A 12,336-nucleotide genomic window follows, 5' to 3' on the forward strand; every position below is an offset into this window, starting at 1 on the left:
GCCGGTCGCGCGGTTCGTGTTTGCTGGTGACATGGTGGCTGGCGTAGCCGATCACGCTCCATTGTCGAGCTGCGTGATCGACGTATCTCAACGACTTTTGCGACCCTGACTTGTCTCGGATTCGCGATTTCCACATTCAGAAGTGTCGGCTCGGAAGCAGCCTTCCTGCTTTCGACCCATCTGAGACGTTCATGCGGGCGGTCAGCGTCGGCCGATCTTGGCCGAAACCTGCCATTCCGCTTCGGAATGCCGCCCGAAATGCGGACATTCTCCTTCCTACTCGACGGCGGCCCACTGACACGCGCAGGGTCATGCAGGAACGTAGCCCGTAGGCAAAAGGTAGCTTCGAAGCTACTGTTCAGATAGGTCGCATTTCCTTCGGCCGGCTTGATCACAATAACGCTTCAGATGGCGTCAGCCGAGCCTGCGTCGAAAGTCCTCCATTAGCTACGCGTCCACGCAGCATGTACGGCCCCAGTCGCCGTATCCGGCTTCGCCGCTCCGATGAAAATCACGACCGGACCATGAGAGTCGCGCCGAGGATCATAGAAATCGAGCAGGCCGGGATGGAGGCGCTGGATGAAATGTGGTTGCCGGCCGCTCCGGCGCAGCAGGTAGTCGATGACGACTTGATCGCCATGCACCGCGTTGGGCACCGGACCGCAGGACCCCGGACTCATCCAGCGGTCGGGGTCGGCCGCGAAGGTCGTATAAAGCGATGCAAGCTCGTCCCCGGACCAGCGCAGCAGCGCGCTGGAGAGGCGCCCCGCGTGGAAATAGTCCTCCATCGCGGCGAAGCCGGGCTCGGCCAGGGCATCGGCCGGGCCGGTCAGCACCGTATCAAGGTCGCACAGGAGGGTCGGACCCGTGCTGAGACCGGGCCGGAACGCCTCCATCTTCGCCCACCAGGCGGGCCAAGCGTGCCGGAGGGGGATCGTCTCCACGCCCTGGACGACCACCGGCAGGTCCGTGAGGCAGAGGATCCGCTCGAAAGCCGGGGCATGGCGGCGGATGCCGGCCGCGAGGCGGGCGACCCAGGTCGCGTCGTAGCGCCCGCCGCCCTTCAGGACGGTGATCAGGGTGGTCATGATATCATCGCTCGGTCGGAGATGGCGGATGCACACGGATGCGTCCGGCCGCCTCGGCCTCGGCGAACCATGCGCGCTCGGCCGCCCAGGGATGACCGGGCCAGCCGTCGAACCCGAAGCCAAAGGCCTGCACCGGTCTGGCACTCGCCGGGCGGCCGAGTAGCAGCGCGAGCGTCACGAGGAAGCCGGTGCTCGGGTTCGGGTGTCCCACCGTGTGGGGGCCGAGTAGGGTGTTAGCCTGCTGGTGGAGCGTCTCGGGCAGGAGGAGAACCGGGCAGCCCAACGGTTGCAGCAGCGCTAGAAGCTCGCGGGTCCAGCAGATCGGCTCAGGGACGTTTTGCTCCGCCGGCAGCATCGGGAAGGGCAGGATGAAGGCCTGCGCGGCGCGGACCACCGGACGCTTGAGGAAGTTCCGGTCCGCCAGCCATTCACGCGTCTGGCCACCGCGGTTGACCAGTGCGAGATGCGTGATGCGGTGGCCGGCTTCGGCACCGAAACCGGGCGCGTTGTTGAAGCGGACTACGCTGTCCGGCGCATCGATCGCGGCTTCCCACGCACCCGTCCCGGGCGCGTTGCCCACGATGGCGAGGGACCCGTCGGCGGGCAGGCCGGCGCGTCCGGCGGAGAGGGGGTCGACGTCTGGGAGCACGTGCGGCAGGGGTTATGGAAACCGCGAAGGTAAGGCGCGGGCCGGACGCATCCAGGCCTCTCCTGCCGGATGGCGGGCGCGGGAGAGGGGATCATGCGGCGGTGTTTCGTCTGTGCGGCCACCACGATCGGGCCGAGTGACCGGACCTTGTCCTATCCGGATGGTGAGCGCCGCGCCTTCCCGCTCGCCTGCAACGCCTGCGGGATCCTGCTCGTGGAGAATGGGGATGCGGAGGCGTGCCGCGCGCATCTGGCTCGAAGCCTCGCCGGTCCGGTCTTCGTGCCGGACCGGGAAGCGCCCTACGGCCTCGACCTCTACACCCTGCGTAGCGCTGCGACCCGTTGGCGGCTCGGCGCCAGTCCCCGCGACGAGGCCGGCCGCGCGGAACTCCGGCACCCCCACGGTACCCGGGCGGCCGAAGCTGAGCTGTTCGCCCTTGAAGCCGCCGACGGACGCCCGGTGTCCCTTGGCCTCATCTGCCGTCCGGCGGACCGGGACGCGGTCCTGGCCTCGCTGCCGGTGCAGGCTGACTGGACGGACGACGTCGTGATCCTGATCGACGGGCCGGCGCTGGCGGCGGAGTCGGTCATGGTCGCGGGCTTCGCCGCGGGGGCGGTGCGCGTGGCCGCCCGCCCCCTGAACGGGGATTTCGCCGCGCAGCGCAATACCCTCCAGGGCTTCGCCCGCCACAGCTGGATGCTGCAACTCGACGCCGACGAGACGCTCGAGCCGGCGACCGGTCGCTTGCTGCCCCCCTTGGCGGCCCTCGCAGAGGCGGAAGGCGTTGTCTCCGTTGGCCTCGCCCGGGCGAACCGGGTCGACGGTGTCCTCTCGGACGTCTTCCCGGATGTCCAGTATCGACTGAACCGCACCAGTCTGCTGTACGCCGGTCGCGTCCACGAGCGCCCTGTTCTCGACGGCGGCTGGCCGGGGAGTCTCATCGCTCTGCACGGTTGTATCGAGCACCGCCTCAGTTCGGCCCATGTGCGGGCACGTTCGCGACGCTACGAGGCGCTCGATCCCGGTCGCGGACGTCTGGAGGAGGAGGCCGCGCTGCTGCGTCGCTACGCAGACTAACGGGTCGGAGCAGGCCGGATCCGCGGCGGCTACACGATCAGCCGCCGCGCGCCGCCGCGATCGCCCGTTCGTAGAGCGCCAGGGTCTCGCGCCCGAGGCTCGCCCGGCTGAAGCGCCCGGCCGCCGACAGGGCGCGGGCGCGGTAGGCGCGGCGCAGGTCCGGATCGGTGAGGAGCGGACGCAGGGCATCAGCGAGGGCCGGTCCGGTCGCGGCCGAGGCCAAGGGACCGGCGCCGGGCGCTCCGACGAAGGCGCGGGCGTTCGCATCCTCGGCGCAGGCCACGACCGGTCGGCCGTAGGCGAGCGCCTCCTGATAAACGAGTCCGAAGCTCTCGTAGCGCGAGGGCGCGAGCACCGCATGGGCCTCGGCATAGGCCTCTGACAGCGATCGGCCGTCGATCCGACCCCTAGCCTGTATGTGCCGCCGCGCAACCTCGGGTAGATCGGCCGGAAGATCGTCTGGCGGGACCCCAACGAGGTCGAGCCGAAAGGCGGGCAGCGCACCCTGCGCATGCTCGGCACCGAGGATCGCGGCCGCGCCGAGGAGGGCGCCGAAACCTTTTCGCGCCTCCGCCCGCCCGACGAAGAGCAGGCGGACCGGTTCCGCCGCCTGGGGATAGGCGGCGCCGCGAGCGGCAGCGTCGACTTCGGGGGGAAGGCTGAGACCGATCACCGCTTCGGGCTGCCGTCCGGTCAGCCCGTAGACCCGAGCGATCACCGCCCCGTGCGCCGCGGTGTTGGCGATAAGCCCGGCGCTTCCGCCGGCCTGTCGGCGCTCCAGGCCGTCGGCCATCCAGCCATCGAGGCGGTTCCGCAAGCTGCCGGCAGGGTCGCGTGTGAAGGCGGCCGGCGTCGAGCTGCGGGTCACCAGCGGCAGGTCTCGACGGCCGGCCAACAACGCGGCCGGCGCGTACCAGTTCGTCGCCTCGACGACGTCGAACGGCGCCTCGTCGTGGGCGGCGAGGACGGCGAGCCGGAAGGCGAGCGGGGCGGCGAGATGACCGGCCGAGCCCCAGAGGCGCAGGCGCGCCAAGGGGCTTCCGGGCGCCAGGGCGAGGCCCGAAACCGCGACGCCGCTCGTCCGTTCATGTCCGGTCCGGTCGAAGGTAAAGACCGTCACCTCCGCGCCTGCCTCCGCGAGGCTCTCGGCGATCTCCCGGGCCGCGGTCGACAGGCCGCTAGGGGATGGCGGGTAATCCCAGGTCAAAAGGGCTGTGCGCATCAGGCGGCGAGCAGGCGCTGGTAGAGGGCCAGGTAATCCCGCGCCATGCGCTCGGCGGTGAACCGTTCCTCGAATCGGCGGCGGACTGTTGCGCGGTCAAGCTGCCCGATGCGGGCGAGGGCTGCGACCGCCTCGGCCTCGGTGGAGACGATGAAGCCCGTGACCCCGTCCTCGACGATCTCGGGAACCGAGCCCCGGTTCCAGGCGACCACCGGTGTCCCGCAGGCCATCGCCTCGATCATCACGAGGCCGAAGGGCTCGGGCCAGTCGATCGGAAAGAGGAGGGCCTGGGCGCCCCCCAGGAGCTCGCCCTTGCGGGCATCGTCGACGGGCCCGAGATAGGTCGCATCGGTACCGAGGAGGGGCCGCACCCGCTGATCGAAATAGTCCGGGTTGCCGACATCGATCGTACCGCCGAGCTGGATCGGCAGACCGGCGGCGCGGGCGATGCGGATCGCCACGTCGGGCCGCTTCTGGTCGGTCATGCGGCCGACGAAGGCGACATGTTCGTCCGGCGCTGCGCGGAAGGGGTAGCGCGCCCGATCGATCCCGTGATGGACGATGCCCGCCTGGTTCGTGGCTGGGATGCCGGCCGCCTGTGCGGCCGAGATCGCTGCCACCGGCAGGTCTGGGAAGCCCCGGAAGAACAAGGCCCGATCGAGTTCGTCCACTCGCCAGTGGATGGTGGTCAGGCTGTGCCGGCGACGCGTGCCCAAGAGAGCCGCATGCGCGAATTCGCCATGGCAATGAATGATGTCGAACGCATCCAGCCGCCGGCGAAGGGCCTCCAGCTGCAGGGCGTCCAGGGCGGCCGGTACCCCGGGTGCGACGCGCCCGTATTGCCGTTCCAGAGCCGCAAGGCTCGGGTAGTCGCCGACGCGCGGCAAGTCTGTCGCACTGTCCGAAGAAGCAAACAATGTTAGTTCCACGCCCAAGCTTCGTAGCGCCGTGCCGAGATCGTGCACAACCCGCTCGGTGCCGCCGTGATGGTCTGGGGGAACGGGAAAAATGTTTGGAGCGACCTGCGCGACGCGAAGCACAGCAACCTCTTTACATATGTTAAGCCGGGGCGCGGCGATCGCTTTACATAAGTTAAGCGCACAGAGCCGCTCGAGAGCCGCAGCGTACGCCTGATGTTCGTCCTGCATATCGCCCTGCAGGGCTGCCTGCGCGGCGACGGCGTCGTCTACGGACTCACCGCCGACACCGGCGGCCATATCCGCTACTTGCTCGATCTGGTTTCGGCCTCGGTGCAGGACCGCGATCTCACTCGGATCGTGGTAGTGACCCGTCTGTTTCGCGGCTCCCTCGGCGCCGCCTACGCCGTGCCCGAAGAGCCGATCGCCGACAAGGTCACGCTCGTGCGGCTCGCGAGCGCGTCCCCGGATTACCGCGTCAAGGAGGCGATGCACGCCGAGGTCGCGTCCTTCGCCGAAAATCTCATCACCTGGATCACCGCCCAGGATCGGCCGCCGGATCTCATTCACGCGCATTACGCGGACGCGGCGACGGTGGCGGCCCTGGTGGAGGATCGCCTTGGCATCCCCTTCGTGTTCACGGCCCATTCCCTCGGACGCGTGAAGGCGATGATGCTGGGCGCGGTCCCCATCCAGCCAGATCTCGTCCGCCGAATCGCCGCCGAGGAGGAGGCGCTGGCACGGGCCCAGCTCGTGATCGCCTCCTCGCGGGACGAGGCCGAGGTGCAGTACGCCGGCTATGCGGCCTACGATCCCGGGCGCGTCCGCGTCCTACCGCCAGGAAGCGACCTCGCGCGCTTCGCCGCGGCCAAGCCGCATCCCTGGGTCGACGCCGCGATCGACCGCTTCCTGAACGATCCGGACAAGCCAGCGATCCTGGCGCTCGCCCGGCCGGTGGCGCGCAAGAATCTTGCGGCGCTGGTGCGTGCCTACGGCGAGAGCCCTGCGCTCCAGGCCCGCGCCAATCTCGTGATCGTCGCAGGGACCCGCGACGACATCGACACCCTCGACGGCGACATGGCCGCAACCATGCGCGACCTCCTGGTCCTGATCGATCGCTACGACCTCTACGGGCGCGTCGCCTACCCGAAGACGCACCGTCCGGAGGACGTGCCGGCGATCTACGCTCATGCTCGGGCCCGGGGCGGCCTGTTCGTCAACCCGGCTCTTAACGAGCCCTTCGGCCTGACGCTGCTTGAGGCCTCTGCCGCTGGCCTGCCGCTGGTCGCCACCGACAGCGGCGGCCCCAACGACATCGTCGAGACCTGCGGCAACGGGCTCTTGGTCGATCCACGCGCCCACGGGGCGATCGCGGAAGCGTGCCTGCGGATCCTGGGCGATCCGGCCCTCTACGCACGCTGCGTGGCTGGCGGCGCCCGGGCGGCTGCGGCCTATGACTGGGACCGGCACGCCGCCCGCTATCACGTCCTGCTGCGCGCGCTGCTGGCCGCGGAGCCGTCCACCCAAACACCCCGGCAACTGCTCGTCTGCGACATCGACAACACACTGGTCGGCTGCGATGCGGCCATGGGGATCTTTCGCCGGTGGCGCAGCCGGCAGGCGGGGCTGGCCTTCGGCGTCGCAACCGGCCGGTCCTTCCACAGCGCGATGGCCGTGCTGGAGCAGCAGGACAGTCCACGGCCGCAGGTGATGATCACCTCGGTGGGGTCCGAAATCTACCACCTCGACGGCAACGGCGTGACCTACACGGGGGACGCCGCGTGGCGCCGGATCATCGCGCCCGGCTGGGATCGGCTCGCCGTGCAAGTGGCGCTCGACGGGCTTGACGGGCTGAGCCCCCAGGGTCCACTGGAGCAGCGGGTCCTGAAGCTGAGCTATTTCGGTGATACCGCGGCCGAACAGCGCGTCCGCGCGCGTCTGGCAGAGGCCGGTATTGCCGCGCGCGTGATCCACAGTCATGGACGGTATCTCGACGTCCTGCCCGAGGCGGCCTCGAAAGGTACCGCCGTCGACCACGTCCGGGCCCTGTACGACCTCCCGGAGCACGCCGTGTTCGTGGCCGGCGATTCCGGCAACGACATCGAGATGCTGGGCGCCCGGGTGCAGGCGATCATCGTGGCGAACTATTCAGACGACCTCGCGAGTCATGACGCCCTGAAGCACTCCTACGTGTCCCGCCGGACCCACGCCCGGGGCATCATCGAAGGGGTCTCGCACTTCCGCCGGATGCTCGCCGATGTCGGGTGAGCACGGGGGGGAGCCGGCACCCAGCGTCCTGACTCTGGTCCGCGGACGGACCGACCGCCTGCGCAACCTGATGCAGGGTCTCGCTCGCCAGACGCTGCCCCCGCGCGAACTCGTCATCGCCTGGATGCAGTCGGAGCGTGCGCCGGACCTGCCTGATCCCGGTTGCCCGGTCCGGCACCTCCACGTGCTGGGCGAACCGATGCCGCTGGCCGCCGCGCGCAACCGGGCCGCCGAGGCAGCGTGCGCTGAACTCCTCGTCTTCCTCGACGTGGATTGCATCCCGTCGCCGACTCTGACGGGCGCCTATGCGCGGGCCGGCGCCACGGCGCGGGGGCTGTTCCTAGGCGAGGTCCTCTATCTTCCGCCGGGGGCGGGCACCGATGGCTCCGAGCCGACGGTGCTGGACCGCCTCGGCCGTGCCCATCCCGCCCGGCCTGCTCTGCCCGAAACCGGTCTGCGGCCGGAGCCCGATGCGGGCCAGCTCTGGGGCCTGTCCTTCGCGCTGCCTGCTGCGGCTTGGCACGCGGCCGGCGGCATGGACGAGGCCTTCGTGGGCTACGGCGGTGAGGAGACGGACCTCGCCGCCCGGCTCGCCGCCTCCGGGCTGCCAACTTTCTGGGTCGCGGGCGCCCGCGCCTATCACCAACACCACCCGGTCCACGTCCCGCCGCTGCAGCATTTCGCGCCGATCCTCGCCAACGCGACGCGCTTCCGGGCACGACATGGACGCTGGTGCATGACCTACTGGCTGGGCCAGTTCCGCGAGGCCGGGCTGATCGACTGGGATGCCGACGCCCCTGCGATCCGCCTGATCCGCCTGCCGACCGGACCCGAGATCGCCGCGGCCCTGCGGCCCGACGCCCTGTTCTCTTGAGATCGAGCCCGACCCCACCGCCATGAAGAAGCCGATCGCGTTCTTCGTTCATCACCAGGGCCGCGGCCATGCCAACCGCACGATGGCTGTAGCCGCCGAGTTTGCCCGTGACCGGGCCGTCTCGGTGCTGACCGCCGATCCGCACCTGTTCGACGGCTTCGGCCGCGACATCGAGATCGTGGCGCTGCCCAACATGATCGGCGCTGCCGTGCCGACGCCGCGCCTCTACGCCGAGCCGACGCCCCAGGTGATGCACTGCGTCCCCCTGGGTCTCGACGCGATGCGCCGGACCATGCGGGCTATTCTCGACCATCTAGACGAGCGCGGAATCGGCCTGTTCGTGGTTGATGTTTCGGCGGAGATCGCGCTGCTCGCGCGTATCGCCAGCGTGCCGGCGGTGCAGATCCGCATGCACGGCGACCGTTCCGATATCGGCCATGTCGGTGCCTACGAGGCCTGCGTCGGGATGCTCGCCCCCTTCGATGAGCGCTTGGAGCAAGACGAGTACCCGGCGCACCTGCGCGCCAAGACCTTCTATAGTGGCGGCCTGTGCACCAGCATCGACCGGGTGCCGGAGCGCGCGGAGGCCCGCGCCAAGCTTGGCCTCGACCCTCAGCGCGAGATCGTCGTGGCGGTGACCGGCGGCGGCGGCAGCGGCACGCCCTACGCGCCGCTCACGGTCGCAGCCCGCGCCGAACCCGATGCTCTGTGGCTTACGCTCGGGCCGACCCATCGCGAGGGCCACGAGACCGATTTCTCCAATCTGCGCGAACTTGGCTGGGTGCCGTCTGTGACGGACTACCTCGCCGCCGCCGACATCGTGATTGCCTCGGCGGGCGACAACACGGTCCATGAGGTCGCCCGCGTCGGCGGTCGCCTGATCGTCATGCCGGAATGGCGCTACTTCGCCGAGCAGACCCGCAAGGCCGAGGCGCTGGTCCGCCTCGGGGCCGCCGTGCAAGCCCCCATCTGGCCCGGCGATCTCCAGGGTTGGCGCGAGCTCCTCGCCCGAGCCCGCGCCCTGGATGGGACCGCCCTGCGCGGCCTCTATGCCCCCGAAGCCGCCGCCCGCGCCGCCGGCTGGCTCGAAGAGCTGACCGACGCGCTCTGGGACCTTGGACCCGCCGGGGTCAAACCCAGCCCGCTTCAGGACATCGCGGCCGAATGAACGCCTCCCTTCCCCCGCGTCGACCGGAGCTCGCCCCCCGCATGTCCACCGTTTCCGTCGTGACCCTCGCGAAGGGCCGGCCGGCCCATCTGCGCAACGTGCTCCTTGGCCTCGAGCGCCAGACGCAAGCCCCCGCCGAGTTCATCGTCGCGGTGATGCAGGACACGCCCTACGACCTGCCCGTGGTCGGCTTCCCCGTGCGCCAGATCCTCGTTCCGGGCCGTGAGCTGCCGCTGGCGGCCGCGCGCAACTGCGGCGTGGCGGCGGCATCCGGTGATGCCGTGGCCTTCCTCGACGTTGATTGCATCCCGGCCCCCGACCTCATCGCCGATTACGCGCGGGGGCTCGACGCGCTCGACGGGCTGCTGATGGGCGAGGTGCTGCACCTGCCCGAGCACGCCACGCTGGGGGCCTGGGACTATGACGGTCTCGATGCCGTGGCGGAGCGGCATTCCGACCGCCGCGGCCCCCCGGCCTCCGGCCTCGAGATCTGCCACGATTACCGCTGCTTCTGGTCGCTCAACTTCGCGATCCGGCGGGCGACCTTCCTGGCGACCGGCGGCTTCGACGAGCGCTACACCGGCTACGGCGGCGAGGACACCGACTTCGGCAAGATCCTCGACCAGAGCGGGATCCCGATCGCCTGGATGAAGGGCGCGCGCGCCTATCACCAGTACCACCCGCACCACATGCCGCCGGTCCATCACCTCGACAGCGTGGTGCGCAACGCCGAATTGTTCGAGGCCAAGTGGGGCTACCGCACCATGGGCCACTGGCTCTACGCCTTCAAGGTGATGGGCCTGATCGACGACACGCCGGACCGGCCGATCCGCATCCTGCGCCGGCCCGACGCGACCGATCTCGCGCTGACCGGCCAGCAGGGCCACCAGCCCTACACCAACTCCGCTTCGGTGATCCGGGCCATCGAGGCTAGGCAGGACGCCGAGACCCGGGCGGATGCGTCCGCGCTGGTGCCGGTGATGGTATGAGGATCGCCCTCCTCGCCCATCTGCGCCACCCGATCGCCCCGCCCTTCGCGGGCGGCCTCGAAGCCTACATTTGGACCCTCGCCGAGGGTCTCGCCGCCCGGGGCCATAGCGTCGCCCTGTTCGCCTCAGGTGACAGCGACGCGCGCTTCGCCCTGAAGCCTGTGATCCCGGTCCATTACGAGCAGAGCCATGCCGGCCTGGAGCACCGGGGCGATGCGGGCCTGAAGGCTCATCTCGACGATGGCTATGCCGCCGCCTGCGACCGCATCGCCGCCGGGGGCTTCGATGTACTTCACAACAACAGCTTGAGCCGATTGCCCCTGGAGAAGCGGCGTACCGCCGCGACGCCGACCGTCACGTCGCTGCACGTGCCGCCCTACGACGCCCTGCGCTGGTTCGTGCAGGCGAGCCCCGCCCCGGGACACCGGATCACCGCGACGTCCCGGTTGCATCTCGACGCGTGGTGGCCGGACGGGGCGCCCCCGGAGGCCTCGGTGCTCCACAACGGCATCGATCCTGCCGCCTGGCCTTACCGTCCGGACGGCGACGGCAGCGCGGTCTGGTGCGCACGGATCACCCCCGACAAGGGCGCGCACCACGCGATCACAGCGGCGCGCCGAGCCGGGCTGCCGCTGACCCTGTTCGGCCCGATCGAGGAGCCCGCTTACTGGGCGGCGCAGGTCGCGCCATTGCTCGGCGGATCGATCCGCTACGACGGCCAGCTCAGCGGGGCGGCTCTGGCGGCGGAGGTCGGCCGCGCCTCCGTCTTCCTGACCACCCCGTGCTGGGACGAGCCGTTCGGGCTGGCGGCGATCGAGGCGATGGCCTGCGGCCTGCCGGTCGCCGGGTTCGCCCGGGGCGCCGTACCGGAGGTCGTCGGCGACGCCGGAGCCCTCGCCGTGCCGGGGGACGCGGCGGCTCTTGCCCGCGCCATCGGCGCGGCGCTCGCGATCCCGCGGCGCGTCCCGCACGGGCGCGTCCTGAGCCTGTTCACCCGCGCGCGCTGGCTCGACCGCTGCGAGGCGCTCTACGCGCAGGCCCGCGCCAGCGCGTAACCCCCGTAACCCCCCGCTCCTCCGGACGTCCGCTCATCCTGCGCCGTCCCCACACGTTCAAAAACCAGAGCCGAGACATGACCCGACAGGACCTGATCGCCGCCCTGTGGCACGGCCGCGACCCATTCGCGGATCCCCCGTCGGACCTGCGCGCCGCCGACCTTCAGGGCTGGCGCAGCATTCACCCCTACCTCGAGGAGGCGGTGATCGAGATGCGGCCCCGCGTGGTCATCGAGATCGGCACCTGGAAAGGGGCCAGCACCTTGTTTCTCGCGCGGACCATGGCCGAGCACGACGTCGACGGCACCGTGATCGCGGTCGATACGTGGCTCGGGGCGGTCGATCATTGGTCGGACGCGGCGCTCTTCGTGGAACTCGCCACCGAACATGGCTATCCCAGCCTCTACCGAACCTTCCTGGCCAATGTGGTACGCGAAGGCATGACGGACCACATCGTGCCGTTACCGCTCGACTCGATGAATGCCGCGGAACTTCTGCATCTGCGCGGCGTGACCGCCGACGTCATTCATCTCGATGCCGGGCACGAGGAGGCGTCCGTCGCGGCGGACCTGCGCGCCTGGTGGCCCATCCTGCGACCTGGAGGCCTCCTGATCGCCGACGATTACGACCGCCTGGGCGGCCGCTTTCCGGGTGTGACCCGGGCGGTCGATGCGTTCTGCGCCAAGGCTGGGGTGCGGGGACCGTGGTCACTGCGGGGCAAGTGCAAGTTCACCAAGCCGAACTAGGGCCAATCAAGTGCTGTGCCTGCAGGCCGGCGTCTCCGTCCGCGGTAGGCCGCCCTCCACTTGGTGGCAGAGAAACCAGCCAGAGTTGATGTCTGCTTTCGAGATGTCGGCGGCACGACCTCTTCGTCAGGATTGGGCGCATTGCGGAACGTCCGGTTTCGGGGGAAGCGTTTCGGCTTGGTGAGATCTCACTCTGAAAGTGACGTGCCGGGTTGCCGCCGGGCCTTAAAAATTATCTCGCCACCTCAATGACATAGGTGTTCGCATTTTTGTTCAGACTGGC

At 69.8% G+C, this 12,336-nt stretch carries 11 protein-coding genes; 7 read left to right on the forward strand and 4 right to left on the reverse strand.

The features are described from left to right. Positions 1 to 443: 443 nt before the first annotated feature. Positions 444 to 1,088, reverse strand: a complete 645-nt coding sequence (locus ACLBYG_RS30805) for a hypothetical protein (protein ID WP_447683984.1) — start codon at positions 1,086 to 1,088, stop codon at positions 444 to 446. Between the two features lie 4 nt (positions 1,089 to 1,092). Further along, the gene (locus ACLBYG_RS30810; RefSeq protein WP_100253640.1) at positions 1,093 to 1,737 is read right to left on the reverse strand and encodes a hypothetical protein; all 645 of its coding nucleotides are present in this window, start codon (positions 1,735 to 1,737) and stop codon (positions 1,093 to 1,095) included. Positions 1,738 to 1,830: 93 nt separating this feature from the next. On the opposite strand from ACLBYG_RS30810, the gene ACLBYG_RS30815 reads away from it, so the two are divergent. Continuing rightward, positions 1,831 to 2,814: a hypothetical protein gene (locus ACLBYG_RS30815; RefSeq protein ID WP_447683985.1), complete on the forward strand. Its 984-nt coding sequence runs from the start codon at positions 1,831 to 1,833 to the stop codon at positions 2,812 to 2,814. 37 nt (positions 2,815 to 2,851) lie between these two features. Here the strand turns inward: ACLBYG_RS30815 and ACLBYG_RS30820 are convergent, their stop codons facing one another. Further along, on the reverse strand, positions 2,852 to 4,036 hold the full coding sequence (locus ACLBYG_RS30820) for a glycosyltransferase family 4 protein (RefSeq protein WP_100253639.1): 1,185 nt from the start codon (positions 4,034 to 4,036) through the stop codon (positions 2,852 to 2,854). Next, complete coding sequence (locus ACLBYG_RS30825) at positions 4,036 to 5,076, reverse strand: glycosyltransferase family 4 protein (RefSeq protein ID WP_100253654.1); 1,041 nt, start codon at positions 5,074 to 5,076, stop codon at positions 4,036 to 4,038. Before ACLBYG_RS30825 ends, ACLBYG_RS30820 begins: the two co-directional genes overlap by 1 nt. A 93-nt stretch (positions 5,077 to 5,169) precedes the next feature. On the opposite strand from ACLBYG_RS30825, the gene ACLBYG_RS30830 reads away from it, so the two are divergent. The 6 genes from ACLBYG_RS30830 to ACLBYG_RS30855 all read left to right on the forward strand — a co-directional run bounded on the left by ACLBYG_RS30830 (position 5,170) and on the right by ACLBYG_RS30855 (position 12,053). Continuing rightward, on the forward strand, positions 5,170 to 7,221 hold the full coding sequence (locus tag ACLBYG_RS30830; protein WP_447683986.1) for an HAD-IIB family hydrolase: 2,052 nt from the start codon (positions 5,170 to 5,172) through the stop codon (positions 7,219 to 7,221). Further along, a complete protein-coding gene (locus tag ACLBYG_RS30835) occupies positions 7,211 to 8,095 on the forward strand; it encodes a glycosyltransferase family 2 protein (RefSeq protein WP_100253637.1) in 885 nt (294 codons plus the stop codon). Before ACLBYG_RS30830 ends, ACLBYG_RS30835 begins: the two co-directional genes overlap by 11 nt. 22 nt (positions 8,096 to 8,117) lie before the next feature. Continuing rightward, positions 8,118 to 9,263, forward strand: coding sequence for a glycosyltransferase (locus tag ACLBYG_RS30840; protein WP_100253636.1), 1,146 nt, complete (start codon positions 8,118 to 8,120; stop codon positions 9,261 to 9,263). 41 nt (positions 9,264 to 9,304) lie between these two features. Continuing rightward, positions 9,305 to 10,252: a glycosyltransferase family 2 protein gene (locus tag ACLBYG_RS30845; RefSeq protein WP_091683395.1), complete on the forward strand. Its 948-nt coding sequence runs from the start codon at positions 9,305 to 9,307 to the stop codon at positions 10,250 to 10,252. Beyond that, positions 10,249 to 11,307 (forward strand): glycosyltransferase, encoded by a 1,059-nt coding sequence (locus ACLBYG_RS30850; RefSeq protein ID WP_447683987.1) that lies wholly within the window; start codon positions 10,249 to 10,251, stop codon positions 11,305 to 11,307. Before ACLBYG_RS30845 ends, ACLBYG_RS30850 begins: the two co-directional genes overlap by 4 nt. Before the next feature lie 77 nt (positions 11,308 to 11,384). Then, positions 11,385 to 12,053, forward strand: coding sequence for a class I SAM-dependent methyltransferase (locus ACLBYG_RS30855; RefSeq protein WP_447683988.1), 669 nt, complete (start codon positions 11,385 to 11,387; stop codon positions 12,051 to 12,053). Positions 12,054 to 12,336: the final 283 nt, after the last annotated feature.

It is taken from the genome of Methylobacterium sp. D53M, assembly GCF_053345625.1.